Origin of the sequence: Herbaspirillum sp. GCM10030257 (genome assembly GCF_042666555.1) — a bacterium.
Lineage (GTDB): Bacteria > Pseudomonadota > Gammaproteobacteria > Burkholderiales > Burkholderiaceae_D > Noviherbaspirillum.
The window spans coordinates 70,438-87,012 of record NZ_JBHTDH010000003.1 but is presented as its reverse complement, the minus strand read 5'-3'; the positions used below and the strand labels follow the sequence as shown (position 1 = coordinate 87,012).

Genomic DNA, 16,575 nt, shown 5'->3' with positions numbered 1-16,575 from the left:
ACAGACGGGAAGTGTTCACTATGATAGCTAAAAACCTTGCCGCTCATCCCTCACCGCCCGCTCTGTCCGATGGGCAATCTACTATTGCTGATTCCATGGCGCCACTAAATTCTCCGGACTTGCCGCATAGCGGCTTCATACAACTGTACCGGAGGGACGATGACGCCATTCGGGCGGAATTGACCGCTGGCTTGCTGGCTGAGCAGCCGGCTACATCGCCCAAGTTTCTTTATGACGCCCTGGGTTCGAAACTGTTCGAGGCAATTTGTGAACTGCCCGAGTATTACCCGACCCGCACCGAAAAAGCGATATTCGATGCCCGGTTGCATGACATCGCAAAATCAACCGGCCGCGGATCGACTTTGATCGATCTTGGGGCGGGTAACTGCGCCAAGGCGGCGCAGCTTTTTCCTTATCTGCAGCCCCTGCAATACGTCCCCGTCGATATTTCCGTTGGGTTTTTGAAAGATGCGGTAGAGAGCTTGCGACAGCGTTTTCCGCAGATTCGCATGACGGGTATCGGCATGGACTTTTCCAGCACAATGGAATTGCCGCCTGTGGTGCGGCGGGAAAAGCGGCTTTTCTTTTACCCCGGCTCATCGATAGGCAACTTTTCGCCCATCGAAGCCGCAACCTTACTCGGTCGTATCCGTGAAGCATGCCAGTCCGATGGCAGCTTGCTGATCGGCGTCGACATGATCAAGGACAAGGATATCCTGACCGCGGCGTATGACGACGCGCTAGGCGTGACCGCATCGTTTAACCTGAACCTGCTGCTGCATCTCAATACCCTGATCGGTACCGATTTTCATGTACGTGACTGGCGCCACGTAGGCTGCTTCAATGAATCGGCGAGCCGCATTGAAATGCATCTTGAAGCCCGTAGCGACGTCACCGTGCGCTGGCCGGGCGGGGTGCGCCGGTTCGCGGAAGGCGAGCGCATCCATACCGAAAGCAGCTACAAGTACACGCGCCAGGGCTTTTTGCAGTTGCTTGAACGCGCGGGCTTTGCAGCAGCGCAGACGTGGACTGACGAGCGCGGTTGGTTCCTGGTTTGCCATGCGCGCGTCGCATAGAAAAACTATCATGGATACCGACACCCTGATTGCACGGTTTCATTCAGTACGCAAGCGTAGCCGCCAGCTGGCGGAGCCGCTGTCCGATGAGGATTGTTGTGCGCAGTCGATGCCCGATGCCAGCCCGATCAAATGGCATCTTGCGCACACCACGTGGTTCTTCGAGACGTTTATCCTTGAGCAGTACGAGCGAAATTTCCAGCCTTTCCAGCCGGCGTTTCGTGTCCTGTTCAATTCTTATTACAACGGTGTTGGTGACAAACACCCGCGCCCGCAGCGAGGGCTGCTGACACGTCCGGCACTTGGCGATGTACTGGCTTACCGTCGCAACATCGACGAACGCATTGGCGTGCTGCTCGCGGAGCAACGAGATGCGAATGTCGATACGATTGCGCGGCTGGTCGATTTGGGCCTGCATCACGAACAACAACATCAGGAACTGATGCTGACGGACGTCAAGCATATGCTGTCGATGAGTCCGCTATATCCCGCCTATAGCAACGAGCATTTTGCAGAGTGCGATGCGGCGGCGCCAATGCAGTGGCGGGAGTTTGACGCTGCTGTTGTTCATGTCGGGCATGCGGGCGCAGATTTTTGCTTCGACAATGAAGTGCCGCGTCATCGTCAGTTTGTCGAGCGCTATGCCTTGTCGTCACGGCTCGTGACCAATGCTGAGTATCTGAAGTTTATCGAAGCAGGTGGATACGCCGAGTCATCCCTATGGCTATCCGAGGGATGGGATTGGGTGAAGGCCAATCAGCTCGATAAGCCGATGTACTGGCAACGTACCAATAACGGCTGGCAGGAGTTCACCTTGTATGGACTTCAGAAAATCGATCCGCATCGTCCGGTGACGCACCTATCCTTCTTTGAAGCGGATGCCTACGCACGCTGGAGTGGGGCGCGCCTGCCGACGGAAGCGGAATGGGAAAACGCAGCAAGCAGCTGTCATGATTTTGGCATGCCGGCGCTGCATCCCACAGCAGGAGGCGCATGTTCGCACGAGAAGGGCGGGCTGTCGCAATTGTTTGGCTACGGTTGGCAATGGACGCTTAGCAGCTATGCGCCTTATCCCGGATATCAGGTTGCGGAAGGCGCTATCGGCGAATACAACGGCAAGTTCATGTCGAACCAGTATGTACTGCGTGGATCATCATGCGCGACGCCTGAGGGACATACCCGTGCGACTTACCGTAACTTCTTTCCGGCGACGGCACGCTGGCAGTTCACGGGAATCAGGCTTGCCCGCTCGCTCTGATGGGGATAGATCTTGGCACTCCGGACGTGACGGAGTGCCGTTCGGTATGGATCGGGCAAGCGGGCACAAGGCCTTCCTGCCTGATCCACCAAACCATTCACCGATTGATGTTTATGCAGCGATTGCATCGGCGCTAGACTCGCCGCCAAGCTGCCGGTTCACGGCACTCAGCACCGCCTTGAACGATGCCGTTACGATGTTGCTGTCAATGCCCACCCCAAACAGCGTCGGACCATTGTCCACGCGCAGTTCGACATAACACGCGGCGCGCGCATCGGCCCCTGCGCCGATAGCGTGTTCGTGATAATCCATGACAGTGATATCGACGCCTAACGCCTGAACGAAGGCGTCGATAGGCCCATTGCCGATTCCGGTGACACTAAGACGGCGTCCGGCACGCTCGACGTTGGCTTTCACTTCGACGCGTTGCTCGGCCCCGGCGTCTTGCAGCATCTGGTGGCCCTGGTAGATGAACGGTGATTTGCGTTCCAGGTATTCCTCACGGAAGATCGCGTAGATGTCTTCGGCACCCACTTCCTTGCCTGTCGCATCGGTGACCTTCTGAATGGCACGGCTGAGTTCGATCTGCAAGCGGCGCGGCAGCTTGAAGCCGTACTCCTGTTCGAGCAGGTAGGCCATGCCACCCTTGCCCGATTGGCTGTTTACCCGGATCACGGCGTCATAGCTGCGCCCGACGTCCGCTGGATCAATCGGCAGATACGGGACTTCCCAGATGCCGTCAGGCTGTTGCTGTGCAAAGCCTTTTTTGATTGCATCCTGATGCGAGCCTGAGAAGGCGGTGAACACCAGATCGCCGACATAGGGATGGCGTGGATGCACCGGGATCTGGTTGCATTCCTCGACGCATTTGCGCACCTCATCGATATCCGAAAAATCCAGTCCCGGGTGCACGCCCTGCGTGTAAAGATTGAGCGCAAGCGTAACAAGGTCGACGTTTCCGGTGCGCTCGCCATTGCCGAACAGGCAGCCTTCGACCCGATCGGCGCCCGCCATGACCGCTTGCTCTGCCGACGCTACGGCGGTCCCGCGATCATTGTGCGGATGGACGCTGAGAATGATGCTGTCACGGCGCGCAAGATTGCGGTGCATCCACTCAATCTGATCAGCATAAACATTGGGCGTACTGCACTCAACGGTGGAGGGCAAATTGAAAATCATCTTGCGCTCCGGGGTCGGTTGCCATACCTCAGCGACGGCATCGCATACTTCTTTCGCAAAGTCGAGTTCGGCCATGCTGAAGGTTTCGGGTGAATACTGAAACACCCATTCCGTCTCGGGACGCTCGTCGGTTAACTGTTTGATGAGGCGGGTACCTTCCACCGCAATCTTCTTGACTTCCTCACGCGACATGCCGAATACGATGCGGCGGAAAGTCGGACAAATGGCGTTGTACAGATGGACGATGGCACGCCGGGCCCCGGTTGCCGAATCGACCGTACGGCGGATCAGGTCTTCGCGCGACTGGGTAAGTACCTCAATGGTCACATCGTCGGGAATACGTTTCTCGTCGATCAGTTTGCGCACGAAATCGAAGTCGGTCTGCGACGCGGAAGGGAAGGCCACTTCGATTTCCTTGATCCCTATCTTGACCAGCATCTCAAAGAAACGGAGCTTGCGCTCGGGATTCATCGGTTCGATTAACGACTGATTGCCATCGCGCAGATCGGTGCTCATCCAGACAGGTGGTGTCGTGATGACCTTGTCAGGCCACGTTCGGTCGATCAAGCGTACGGGGGAAAACGGGCGATATTTCGCCGCCGGATTCTGCAACATCATGGGATACCTCTATGGAAATGTGGATGGTCGTACGATGTGGCGGAAGGGCTGCCTGACTGCCACTAACGCGAGGCCAGGCAACCGATCGGTAGCGGTAGCAGCGATAGCGCACGCGCAAAGATCATCGCAGCGATGACATCGCCTTGAATGAACGTCACTGGAATACGCTTGAAATACATGGATCGTCAACCTTTGGGATTTTAAGCACCGCAATCTGGATGCGGGTACAACACACAACAACAAACAACACGAGGAGGGTATCAGCGAGCGGCGCGTAGTAGCGCCGCCGATAGCAGGGAGCCTGCTAGTAGCGATAGCGTGTCAAGTTGTGCGTAGGTGGTCAACATCCGTTCAATGTAGAAGATGCTACGGCGACGTGTCAAGCGAAAACTGCTTGCACCGATCTCAATCCAGCTCAAGTTCATAGTGCAAAAATCCTGTGTCACGCACATAATCTTGCGACTCATATAACTTTTGCGCCGGATTATCGTTCGCGGTCGACAATACAAGGCGCTTGGCCCCGGTCTGAATGGCGTATTGCCTGGCCGCTTCCAGCAGCGCCTTGCCAACCCCGTGCCCGCGCGCCTGTGACGTGACGAACAAGTCGTTGAGAATCCAGATACGACGTGCGCTGACCGAAGAAAACGACGGGTAAAGCTGTGTGAAGCCTAGCGCAGTGCCGGCTTCATCCAGCGCAAGAAATATGACAGATTCACGCAGCATCAATCGCTCGGCAATAAACGCATGGGCTGTCGCAAGGTCGGTGTCTTTGCCATAGAAACAGCGGTAGCCGTCAAACAGTGGGGCAATCAGGCCGAGGTCGGCCAAAACGGCCTGTCGCGTGCTTACCGGCATGGTGTATCTCCCGATGTGTGGTTGGTGTACATTGTTCGTCTCCGGTGCAGAGTGTGCAAAATTAGCATAAAGCGGGTCGGCATTAGCATATAGGCCGGCTTGCTTGCCGCATTTGCATAGAGCCGCACCGATACCGGCGCACTCCAGTGGGAGGGCGGTAACCCAAATGCAATTATGAACGTTTCTTTCCGTACTGCATTACCGAGCGAGCTTGGCGTTGCTTTGCAAGAAGCACGTCGCGATACGCTCTCCTTGTTCGATACCTTTGCAGCCTCCGGCCTTGATGTTGCCGCAAAGGTTCCTGTGCCTGTGAGCGAGCAATTCAATCCTCCCTTGTGGGAGCTTGGACATATCGCCTGGTTTGCCGAATGGTATGTGCTGCGCGAAGCGTATTCGAGCGACCCGGTCGCTGCGCAGCGTACCTCAATGCTGACCAAGGGGGATGACTGGTTTGATCCTAATACCGTGTCGCACCGTACGCGCTGGAAAGTGGAATTGCCACGTACAGGCGCGCTGAAAACCTATTGCCACGAGGTGCTCGACCGTGTTGTCGACAAGCTTGGACGCACGGGTAAGGACGATGCATCCCTTTATCCGTTCCGGCTGGTGCTCGCTTATGAGGATATGCGTGCAGAGCTCATGACCCAGGCACTGCAGACGCTTGGCATCGCATTGCCGCCTCCGCTTGCAGAGCAAAAGACGCCAAGCTGGGCGCAGGGCGACATCCGTTTTCCGGGCGGGACCATACAGCTTGGAAGTCCGCATAACGCAGGCTTTGTATTCGACAATGAAAAGTGGATGCATGCCTGTCACGTTCCTGCCTTTATCATGGACTCGACGCTGGTGACAAACGCACAGTACGGCGAGTTCGTTGCCGACGGCGGATATCAGAAACCGCACTTCTGGACGAATGGTGGACGTGCCTGGCTGATGGCGAGAGACCGCTTTGCACCACGCGACTGGATACGTGATGGGCGTCGCTGGTTATGTCAACGCTTCGACAGGGAGATCGTATTGCCGCCCAACGAGCCTGTGCGCCACTTGAGTCTCTATGAGGCGCAGGCGTATTGCGTCTGGGCCGATCGACGTTTGCCAACGGAACCTGAATGGGAATATGCGGCTCTTTCCGGTCATCCCGCATTGCGTTGGGGTGATTTGTGGGAATGGACGTGTTCGCCTTTTGAACCCTATCCAGGATTTTCCGCCGATGCGTATAAGGAGTATTCGGCACCGCATTTCAATAGCCACCAGGTATTGCGCGGCGCATCGTTTGCCACACGGCGCAGAATGAGGTCTTTGAAGTTTCGGAATTTCGCCTTGCCGGAGCGCGATGATTTGTTTGCAGGTTTTCGAACCTGCGCATTGTAACGGTTAGGGCAGCTTTACTCTTGCTTACTAGCCGGCATAAAAAATGGCCATCGGGGTAACCCGATGGCCATCTCTTTTTACTATCTACGCCTTGTGATCAGGTATTCGCATGCAGCGAAAATGCTTGATCATTGGTACATCAACGGTCGCCGAAGGAACGGCGGTTGCCGCCGCTGTCACCAAAACGCGAGCCCTTGTTGAAGCCGCCGCTACCTTCCTTGCGGGGAGCGCCCGGCTTGCTGAAGGTACGCTGACCCGGCTTGCTGGCGCTGCGATTGTCGCCCGGTTTCCAGCCGCCCGGCTTGCGTGCGCTGCGAGGTGCCGATGCTGTCTTCTTTGGCTCGAAGCCTTCAATGATATCAACCGGAATCAACTGCTTGGTAAAGCGTTCGATGCGCTTGATATTGATGTTTTCAGCATGGTTGACCAGCGAAATTGCCAGACCATTGCGGCCTGCACGGCCGGTACGGCCGATACGGTGCACGTAGTCTTCCGGGAACTTCGGCAAGTCGTAGTTCACGACGTGAGTGATGCCCGGTACGTCGATGCCGCGTGCGGCAACGTCGGTTGCTACCAATACGCGAACCTGACCACGGCGCAATGCGTCGAGGGTACGATTACGCGCGCCCTGATGCATGTCACCATGCAGTGCGGCAGCAGCGAAGCCGGCGATATTCAGGCGATCAGCGATGGTGTCGGCATCACGCTTGGTCGCAGTGAATACAACTGCCTGGTCGAGTGTTGCGTCACGCAGCAGATGGTCGAGCAGGCGATTCTTGTGCGACAGATCGTCGACAAAGTGGACACGCTGCTGGATGTTTTCATGCTTGTTGCCCGCGCTGGCGATCTGAATGACTAGCGGATCGCGTGTGATGCGCTTCGCCATGTTACCGACTACGCCATCAAGCGTTGCCGAGAAGAGCATGGTCTGGCGCGTTTCGGGCGTAGCTTCGACAATCTTTTCAATGTCTTCAATGAAGCCCATGTCCAGCATGCGATCGGCTTCGTCCAGGACGAGGATCTCGAGCTGGGAAAAGTTGATCTTGCCGGATTCCATATGGTCGATCAGTCGGCCAGGTGTCGCTACCAGAATCTCCGGATTCTTGGACAGCAATTGCATTTGCTTCGGGTAGGGCATGCCGCCGAGGATGGAGACCGCGCGTACACGGCGCAGATTCGAACCATACTTGTCGGTGGCATTGGTCACCTGCAGCGCGAGTTCGCGTGTCGGGGTCAGGACCAGCATCTTTGGCTGCGCTGGCTGGAAACGCGGGCGCTCGCCACGCGAACGTGCAGACTGACGTTCCTGGTTGGAAGTCTTGGCGCCTGGCTGTGCTTCCAGTTCTGCTTCTGCGAATTTGTGCAAAGCCGGCAGCATGAATGCGGCCGTCTTGCCGGAACCCGTCTGCGAGGAGACCATCAGGTCACGACCTTGCAATGCTGCGGGAACCGCCTGCTCCTGGACCGGAGTAGGTTTTGTATAGCCGGCTTCCGTCAGTGCTTTGAGAATGGACGAGTGCAGGCCTAGTGCTTCAAAAGTCATTGTGTTTCTTTCTTAAAAATCAACGCCGCGACCACATTCGTGACGAGTCTGCGAGCGTATTAAAAAGGCAACGCCAACCAACGAAACAGCTGAGAAATGTTCTGAGAAATTTCGGCACAAAAGCTTTGCGCCGGGACGGTGTCTGTTAAGGCGACACCAGAGGCGGAGGGCTTTATGGTTTATTGCTAAAGGGTTGCGATGCGACTAAGGGTGACCGCTTGTTGCGATGCACCAGGACGCATTATACAGAGTTATAAATTGTCGTGTCCGACTATTTTTCCCAGTGCAAAATATGTCCTCGTAAGCCCGGGTCAATGAAAAATAATCTTGACATGACCCGGACTTGCGTAACTGTTATTAAGTTTAATCTGGATCGGCCATACCACCGACCACATGCGAGAAACCGCCATCGACATAGGTGATTTCGCCGGTAATGCCACCTGCCAGATCCGACAGCAGGAAAGCTGCGGTATTTCCGACATCTTCGATGGTGACATTGCGCCTCAGCGGGGCATGAGTCTTGACGAAATTAAGTATCTTGCCAAAGTCCTTGATACCGCTTGCGGCCAATGTCTTGATCGGGCCTGCGGAAATGCCATTTACGCGCACGCCACGCTGGCCGAGCGACTCAGCAAGGTAACGTACGCTCGCTTCCAGAGAGGCCTTGGCAAGACCCATGGTGTTGTAGTTGGGTAATGCGCGCATTGAACCGAGATAACTCAGGGTCAGCAACGATGCGTTCTGGCTCAGCATGGGCCGTGCTGCTTTCGCCAGCGCGCCGAAGCTGTAAGCCGAAATGTCATGCGCGATACGGAAATTCTCGCGTGTGAAGCCATCCAGGAAGTCGCCGGCAATCGCTTCACGAGGTGCAAAGCCAATAGCATGGACCAGACCATCGAGCTGGTTCCAGGACTTGCCCAGATCGGCAAAGACTGCTTCGATCTGTTCATCGCTTCCGACGTCGCAATCAAATACGAGATCACTGCCGAATTCCTTCGCAAACTCTGTAATACGGTCTTTGAAACGGTCGCCGACATAGGTGAAGGCGAGTTCAGCGCCTTCACGTTTACATGCCTGTGCGATGCCATAAGCAATGGAACGGTTGGACAACAAGCCGGTAATGAGGATTTTTTTGCCTTGAAGGAATGCCATAGATGACTCCAGATGAATTTGTCGTATTTTACGCGGTACGGGATAGGAATCGCGGTTTTCGCGGCCGGTCGCCGTGTACGGCCAAGGCCGTCTTTGCGTGAACTGGGCAAGATTGTAGGGAGACTTGGTCAACCGGGCAACTTTTCGTATCAGCGGTCGCCTTGGCCAAGCGCAAGTTTTCTTTGCGGCTCGCATGATAAAACAAGGAAATTTCATTAACATCTGGCAAGATTGTTGATATTGGATGAAAACCGGCACCATGCAATATACCTTTGGGTAAAATACCCCGACCCTGGCGCTGCCAGACGCATCTTTCGGCATCTTTCAATCAGGCGAATGCGCACACTACTTACCTCACTCCTGCTTCTCCTTTTTGTTCCCTACAGCGGTAGCGCTTTCGGCGCCCATGCTTTTTCCCTGTACGACACGCCGCGCTATCCGGCCGGGTTCAAGAACTTCGATTACGTTAATCCCGACGCGCCGCGTGGTGGCGAGCTTTATCTTGCCAATCCCGATCGACGTACCAGCTTTGACAAGTTCAATCCGTTTTCGCTGAAGGGTGTTGCTGCGGCGGGTGTCTCGAACCTGATGTTCGAAACACTGGCGACGGGCTCTTCGGATGAAGTCGCGACCATGTATGGTTTGCTGGCAGAGGACATGGAGTTGGCGCCGGACCGGATGGCAATGACATTCCGGCTCAATCCAAAAGCAAAGTTTAATAATGGCGACCCGGTAACGGCGGCGGACGTCAAGCATTCGTATGACATGCTTGTACAAAAGGGCGCGCCGCAGTTCAAGTCGATCTTCGCCGACGTCAAGGAATGCGTCGTCGTCGATGACCGCACCGTACGCTTCGACTTCAAGGCACTTAACCGGGAGTTGCCGCTGATCGTCGGCGGTGTGCCGGTGTTTTCGCGAAAGTGGGGCGCCAACACAAGCTTCGACAATATCCAGCTGGAGCCGCCGATTGCAACGGGCCCCTATCTGATTGAGCGTTACGATGTCGGCCGCTCCATTGTCTACAAGCGGAATCCGAATTATTGGGGAAATGACGTACCTTCACGCAAGGGTATGTATAACTTCGAACGCATCATCTACCGGTTCTACAAGGACGACGTCGCGCGGTTGGAAGCTTTCAAGGCCGGTGAATTCGATGTGGTGGTCGAATACAGCGCGAAAAACTGGGCACGCAGCTACATTGGACCAAAGTTCACCAGCGGCGAGATCGTCAAGCGCGAGCTCAAGCACTCCAATGCCGCCGGCATGCAGGGTTTTGTGATGAATCTGCGCAGGTCGCAGTTTCAGGACATCCGCGTGCGCAAGGCGCTCGGGCTGGCACTCGACTACGAATGGATGAACCGCCAGCTTTTCTATAACCAGTACAAGCGCATCTACTCCTTCTTCAATAACAGCGATCTTGCCGCGACAGGCACACCTTCCGAAGAAGAGCTGAAGCTCCTCGATCCCATGCGTGCCCAACTTGATCCTGCGGTATTTGGTCCGGTACCCGTGCCGCCAAGCACTGATCCTCCGTCATCGCTGCGTGCCAACCTGTTGCAGGCGCGTGCCCTGTTCAAGGAGGCTGGCTGGGAATATCGTGATGGCGCCTTGCGTAACGCCAGGGGCGAGCCATTTACTTTCGAAATCCTGGACGATCAGTCGGCCTTGTCGCGCATTATCAGCGTCTATGTGCGTAACCTGCAGAAGCTGGGCATTCAGGTCAACCAACGCACCGCCGACTACGCGCTTGTGCAGAAACGCATGGAAGAATTTGACTTTGACATGACCAGCATCCGTTTCCCGGACACGACCAGCCCGGGCAATGAACTGTTCGACATGTTCAGCTCCAAGGCTGCCGACGAAAAAGGTTCGAATAATGCGTGGGGATTAAAGGACCCGGTAGTCGACAAGCTGGTTGCCAACCTCGTTGCTGCCGAATCGCGCAAGGAACTGGAAGGGGCGGCCAAGGCGCTGGACCGTGTCCTGCTCAATAAGTACATCGTTGTGCCGCACTGGTTTTCGTCGACGCATCGTGTTGCCTACCGTGACCGGTTCGGCATTCCAGAGAAAATGCCTTTGTATTATGCAGCCGATCCCTATGTGATATCCACCTGGTGGCAGAAGAAGCCGAGGTAAGCAATGAATATCTGGTCCTATATTGGCAAGCGCATTCTCCTGATGATTCCAACACTGTTTGGTGTCATTGCCATCACATTTGCAGTGATCCAGTTCGTGCCCGGCGGTCCTGTTGAGCAAGCGTTGATGGAGCTTAAAAAAGGACAAGTCGGCGCTGGCGAAGCAAGCGGTGGAGGTGGCTCCGAATACCGGGGACGGCAGGGGATCGACGCGGAACGGGTAAAGGAAATCAAGGCGCTATATGGCTTCGATAAGCCGCCGCTCGAACGATTCATTCAGATGCTCAAGGGGTTCGCCACCTTTGACCTCGGCAACAGTTTCTATCATCACAAGGATGTGTGGGACCTCGTAAAGTCTAAGCTGCCAGTCTCGATCAGCCTTGGCCTCTGGACCTTTTTCCTTACCTACTTCATCTCACTGCCGCTCGGGATTGCCAAGGCGGTACGGGAAGGTAGCCGGTTCGATGTCGTGACCAGTATTGCGGTCCTCATCGGCTATTCGATTCCCGGATTTGTGCTTGGCGTATTCCTGCTGGTGATGTTTGGCGGTGGCAGTTTCGTTCAATGGTTTCCGCTGCGGGGACTCACCTCGGATAACTGGGAGCAGCTGTCCTGGTTCGGCAAAGTCATGGATTATCTCTGGCATATCGCCTTGCCGGTGACTGCGTCGGTTGCAGGTTCCTTTGCTGTCATGACCATGCTGACCAAGAACACCTTTCTGGAAGAGATTCGCAAGCAATACGTACTGACGGCGCGGGCCAAGGGCCTCAATGAAAAAACCGTTCTCTATAAGCATGTGTTCCGCAACGCACTGATCCCGCTGGTTACCGGATTTCCCGCTGCGTTCATTGGTGCTTTCTTTGCAGGCAGTCTGCTGATCGAGACCTTGTTCTCGCTGGATGGATTGGGACTGCTGTCCTATGAATCGGTGATACGCCGTGATTATCCAGTCGTAATGGGGACGCTTTACCTGTTTACGCTGATCGGACTCGTCGTCAAACTGTTGGGAGATTTGTGTTATGTGTGGGTTGATCCGCGCGTGCAATTCGAAAGCCTGAACCGATGAATCAGAGTGAACCAACCAGATCGATTTCACCAGGCCGGCGGGTCTGGCTGCGTTTCAAGCAGAACCGCCGTGGCTACTGGAGCCTGATCATCTTTTGTATCCTGTTTGGCATCAGCTTGGTTGCCGAACTGGTGTCCAACGACAAGCCGTTGATTGTCCGTTACAACGGCCAGATCATGTTTCCGATTGTGACGACGTACTCTGAAAAGGCTTTCGGAGGTGACTTTGCGTCGCCAGCGGATTATCTGGATCCGTTTATCCAGGACCAGTTTGAGCGCGACGGTAACTGGGCGATTTATCCTATCAACCATTACCGATTCGATACGCTGAATTACTTTGCGAAGTCGCCCAACCCGGCGCCGCCATCCAGCGAGAACTGGCTGGGTACCGACGATCGTGGACGTGACGTGTTTGCCCGTTTGCTGTATGGCTTTCGCGTCTCGGTATTGTTTGGGCTGGCGCTTACGATCACCGGCGTGATTCTTGGCTTGATCACTGGAGCGATACAGGGATACTTTGCGGGCAAGACTGACCTGTTCTTCCAGCGTTTCATGGAGATCTGGGGCTCAATGCCCGAGCTGTACCTGCTCATCATTTTCGCGTCGATTTTCGAGCCGGGACTGGGATTGCTCCTTATCCTGCTGTCGCTGTTCGGCTGGATGGGCTTATCCGACTATGTGCGCGCAGATTTCCTGCGCAATCGTAACCTCGAGTATGTGCAGGCGGCACGCGCGCTCGGCCTGTCGAATGGCCAGATTATCTGGCGCCATGTGTTGCCGAACAGTATGACTCCAGTGGTGACATTCCTGCCATTTCGCATGAGCGCCGCCATTCTTGCCCTGACCAGTCTCGACTTCCTTGGTCTTGGCGTTCCGCCGTCGACACCCAGCCTCGGCGAGTTGCTGGCGCAAGGCAAAAACAATCTGGACGCATGGTGGATCGCGTTGTCGACGTTTGTCGTACTCACCATGACGCTCCTGCTGCTGACCAATATCGGCGATGCCTTGCGCAATGCCCTCGACGTGCGGAGGAAGGCATGAGCCTGCTGGATGTACAAAACCTGCGAGTCGGCTTTGGGCCGGCGACCGTTGTAAACGATGTCAGTTTCAGTATCGCTCCGGGTGAAAAATTTGCCCTGGTTGGCGAGTCCGGTTCGGGCAAGACCGTGACTTCACTTTCCATATTGCGCCTGAACCTCGATGCCGAATATGGTGGCCGTATATTGTTCGAAGGCCAGGATCTGTTGCAAAAACCTGAGCGCGCAATGCGGTCAGTACGCGGCAAAGACATCGCGATGATCTTCCAGGAGCCGATGACAGCGCTCAACCCGTTGTTCACCATCGGTAACCAGATCGCCGAAGTGCTCATGCTGCATGAAGGCATCAGTGCCAAGGAGGCTGCCCGGCGGACTGTCGAGTTGCTGGACAAAACCGGTATTCCCGAGCCGCAAAGAAGGTCGCTAGCATTCCCGCACCAGTTGTCTGGTGGGCAGCGTCAGCGTGCAATGATTGCCATGGCACTGGCCTGCAAACCCAAACTGCTGATTGCGGACGAACCGACTACAGCGCTGGATGTCACGATACAGGTACAGATTCTCGAACTGCTGAACCAGTTACAGCGCGAAGAGAATATGGCCGTGCTGATGATTACCCACGACCTCAATCTGGTGCGTCATTTTGCGGACCGTGTTGGCGTCATGGAAAAGGGACTTCTGATCGAGACGGCAACGACCGCCGAACTGTTTGCCAATCCGCGCGAAGACTACACGCGAAAGCTGCTCGCCAGTCATCCCACACGGATGGTGAATGAAATACGCGACGACGCGCTGCCGCTGCTCGCAACGGATAAGCTGCGCTGCACCTTCGCCATCAAGCGTGGCATGTTCAAGACCATTCCTTTTGTCGCTGTCGACGGCGTGGAAGTGCAACTGAAGCCGCATGAGACTCTTGGCATTGTTGGTGAGTCGGGGTCGGGCAAGTCCACCCTCGGTATGGCCCTGGTCCGGCTGTCATCGGCAACTGTTCACGGACGCATTTCCTTCATTGGTCATCCAATCAGCGAAATGACCAGCTCCCAGCTAAGGCCGCTCAGGGCAAAAATGCAGGTCGTTTTCCAGGATCCGTTCGCATCGTTGTCGCCCCGGCGCACCATCGAGCAAATCGTGGGCGAGGGCCTCGCTCTGCACCAGCCTGATCTGGGGCGCGATGGTCTGCGCGAGGCGGTCGCCAATGCGCTTGCAGAAGTTGGACTGGCCCCGGAGATGATGACACGCTATCCGCACGAGTTTTCTGGTGGCCAGCGCCAGCGCATCGCGATCGCACGCGCGCTCGTCCTGAAACCGGAGCTGATTTTGCTCGACGAGCCAACGTCTTCCCTTGATGTCTCGGTGCAGAGGCAGGTCCTGCAGTTGCTCGCAGAACTGCAGCACAAGTACGGAATTGCCTATGTTTTCATCAGCCATGACCTTGCAGTAATTCGTGCGATGGCGCATCGGGTGATGGTGATGAAGGACGGGAAGGTTGTCGAAAGCGGGCCTACCGACGAAGTGTTATCACGGCCAAAGGAAATGTATACAAAGCGACTACTGGCGGCGGCGACCTACTCGACCCTGGAAGTGGAAGAGGCCAAAGAAGCCTGAAAGACCGCCTGGTTCGTCATGGCCTGGCAGTGAGTGGTGTGAGGTTTGGAGGTTGAGACCCGTCATTCCCGGCGTGCGGGAATGACAGGCGATGAACGACCGACATACTTGTCAGTGCAGATCCGTCAACTGCGGCTTTTCTTGGTATTCGTCGCGACAGTTTTCTTTGATGGAGCTGAAGCAGGCGCGGCCTTACGGTACCTCGGCGCTTGCTGCGCCGATTTGCGTGGCTCAGGCGCGGCCTTGCGAGCGACTGCGGTTCTCTGTTTGTACGGCACATTCAGCTGCAAGCTTCCACCCGGGCTGACACGCTCATGCTTCAGATTATTCCATTGCTTGATCTGCTCGACGGTCACCTGATGGCGTTGTGCGATCGAGGCGAGCGTGTCTTTCTTACCCACCTTGACGTAGATCCGTCGCGTATCCGGTACATCCGGCGCGGTAATCATCGTTGCCGTATCCACCAGTTCCGGAGCAATATCGGCTTCCGGGGCATGGTCGGATCTCGGCACAAGAACGGTGGACCCGGCCTTGAGCAGTGTTTTAGGTGGAATGTTGTTCGCCTCACGAATCACTTCCGGCGTGGTGCCGAAGCGCGATGCGATCGTCTCGATTCTTTCCTTCGCACTGGTGACCTTGTGGGCCGTCCAGGATGACAGGGTGCGTCCCCATTTCGCAAGATTGGACTTGAACTTCTCGGCATTGCTTTGCGGCAGGAGAATTTTTGTATCGGAACTGCCGGCAATCACCGGTCGATTGAACTGCGGGTTGAGCGCCTTGAATTCGTCGATCGACAATTCCGCCAATTGCGCGGCTACCTTGATATCGATATCCCTGGTTTTACCGATAGTGACGAAGTAAGGCTGGTTATCGATCTTTGGCAGCGTAATGCCATAATTCGCCGGTGCCGCAATGATGTTCTTCACAGCCTGTAACTTGGGGACGTAATTTTTTGTCTCCAGAGGCATGTACTGCGACAGCGTATTGAAATCCGTGGCCTGGCCCGCGGCGCGAGCCTTGTTGATCGCACGCTGCACCGAGCCTTCGCCCCAGTTGTAGGCGGCCAGTGCAAGCTGCCAGTCACCGAACATGCCGTAAAGCTTTTCAAGATACGACAGTGCGGCATCGGTCGAAGCCAACACGTTGCGGCGCTCATCCTTGAACATGCTTTGTGTCAGGTTGAAATCACGCCCGGTGGACGGGATGAATTGCCACATGCCGGCTGCATGCGCGCTCGAATATGCCTGCGGGTTGAATGCCGATTCGATAAAAGGCAACAAGGCCAGTTCGGTAGGCATGTTGCGTTTTTCAAGCTCCTGCACAACGTGGAAAAGGTAACGCGATGCACGAGTGGTCGTGCGCTGTATATGGTCCGGACGAGAAGCGTGCCACTGAGTCTGGCTTACCACAAGCGGGCTTTCCAGATCGGGAATGGCAAAGCCTTTGCGGATGCGTGCCCAGACATCCACTTCTTCGATAGCCAGAATCTGGGCCAGCGGATCGTTGGGATCGTAAGGCCGCTCCATCGCGGAAACCTGCGACCAGTTATAGAAGGGAAGAGAAAGGTCTGCTGCTTGGGTGGCGGCTGGGGCGCCGAGGATGAGAAGCGCTGTTAATGGGAATGTTCTTCTTTTCAGCGGATACATGTTTCCTCGCTTGCTAATGGGTAAGGGCAAATATGGCGCCC

General features: G+C 55.7%; 12 protein-coding genes. 7 read left to right on the top strand and 5 right to left on the bottom strand.

The genetic code is table 11. From position 1 onward, the window contains the following. Positions 1-95 precede the first annotated feature (95 nt). Positions 96-1,076 carry an L-histidine N(alpha)-methyltransferase gene (gene egtD, locus ACFQUU_RS05125; protein ID WP_382243612.1) on the top strand — a complete coding sequence of 327 codons (981 nt, stop codon included), beginning with the start codon at positions 96-98 and terminating at the stop codon, positions 1,074-1,076. Between the two features lie 10 nt (positions 1,077-1,086). After that, positions 1,087-2,334 carry an ergothioneine biosynthesis protein EgtB gene (egtB, locus tag ACFQUU_RS05120; protein ID WP_382243609.1) on the top strand — a complete coding sequence of 416 codons (1,248 nt, stop codon included), beginning with the start codon at positions 1,087-1,089 and terminating at the stop codon, positions 2,332-2,334. A gap of 111 nt (positions 2,335-2,445) precedes the next feature. Here egtB and leuA read toward each other — a convergent pair whose 3' ends face one another. Next, positions 2,446-4,131 (bottom strand): 2-isopropylmalate synthase, encoded by a 1,686-nt coding sequence (gene leuA, locus ACFQUU_RS05115; protein ID WP_382243606.1) that lies wholly within the window; start codon positions 4,129-4,131, stop codon positions 2,446-2,448. Between the two features lie 405 nt (positions 4,132-4,536). Continuing rightward, positions 4,537-4,986 (bottom strand): GNAT family N-acetyltransferase, encoded by a 450-nt coding sequence (locus tag ACFQUU_RS05110; RefSeq protein ID WP_382243604.1) that lies wholly within the window; start codon positions 4,984-4,986, stop codon positions 4,537-4,539. A 174-nt stretch (positions 4,987-5,160) separates the two neighbouring features. Between ACFQUU_RS05110 and senA the strand changes: the two genes are divergently transcribed. After that, positions 5,161-6,354: a selenoneine synthase SenA gene (senA, locus tag ACFQUU_RS05105; RefSeq protein WP_382243601.1), complete on the top strand. Its 1,194-nt coding sequence runs from the start codon at positions 5,161-5,163 to the stop codon at positions 6,352-6,354. Positions 6,355-6,493: 139 nt separating this feature from the next. On the opposite strand, the gene ACFQUU_RS05100 is transcribed toward senA, so the two are convergent. Together ACFQUU_RS05100 and fabI are read right to left on the bottom strand one after the other, a co-directional pair. Then, positions 6,494-7,897 (bottom strand): DEAD/DEAH box helicase, encoded by a 1,404-nt coding sequence (locus ACFQUU_RS05100; protein ID WP_382243598.1) that lies wholly within the window; start codon positions 7,895-7,897, stop codon positions 6,494-6,496. A 363-nt stretch (positions 7,898-8,260) separates the two neighbouring features. Further along, positions 8,261-9,049: an enoyl-ACP reductase FabI gene (gene fabI, locus ACFQUU_RS05095; protein WP_382243595.1), complete on the bottom strand. Its 789-nt coding sequence runs from the start codon at positions 9,047-9,049 to the stop codon at positions 8,261-8,263. Positions 9,050-9,385: 336 nt separating this feature from the next. On the opposite strand from fabI, the gene ACFQUU_RS05090 reads away from it, so the two are divergent. The 4 genes from ACFQUU_RS05090 to ACFQUU_RS05075 are packed head-to-tail and all read left to right on the top strand — an operon-like array spanning position 9,386 to position 14,888. Continuing rightward, entirely contained in the window at positions 9,386-11,185 is a 1,800-nt protein-coding gene (locus tag ACFQUU_RS05090) for an extracellular solute-binding protein (RefSeq protein WP_382243592.1), read from the top strand. A gap of 3 nt (positions 11,186-11,188) precedes the next feature. Further along, the gene (locus tag ACFQUU_RS05085; protein ID WP_382243589.1) at positions 11,189-12,250 is read left to right on the top strand and encodes a microcin C ABC transporter permease YejB; all 1,062 of its coding nucleotides are present in this window, start codon (positions 11,189-11,191) and stop codon (positions 12,248-12,250) included. Then, entirely contained in the window at positions 12,247-13,290 is a 1,044-nt protein-coding gene (locus ACFQUU_RS05080; RefSeq protein ID WP_382243586.1) for an ABC transporter permease, read from the top strand. Before ACFQUU_RS05085 ends, ACFQUU_RS05080 begins: the two co-directional genes overlap by 4 nt. After that, the gene (locus ACFQUU_RS05075) at positions 13,287-14,888 is read left to right on the top strand and encodes an ABC transporter ATP-binding protein (protein ID WP_382243583.1); all 1,602 of its coding nucleotides are present in this window, start codon (positions 13,287-13,289) and stop codon (positions 14,886-14,888) included. The genes ACFQUU_RS05080 and ACFQUU_RS05075 overlap by 4 nt, the downstream gene beginning before the upstream one ends. A gap of 125 nt (positions 14,889-15,013) precedes the next feature. Here ACFQUU_RS05075 and ACFQUU_RS05070 read toward each other — a convergent pair whose 3' ends face one another. Beyond that, positions 15,014-16,534 carry a transglycosylase SLT domain-containing protein gene (locus ACFQUU_RS05070; RefSeq protein ID WP_382243580.1) on the bottom strand — a complete coding sequence of 507 codons (1,521 nt, stop codon included), beginning with the start codon at positions 16,532-16,534 and terminating at the stop codon, positions 15,014-15,016. Between the last annotated feature and the right edge of the window lie 41 nt (positions 16,535-16,575).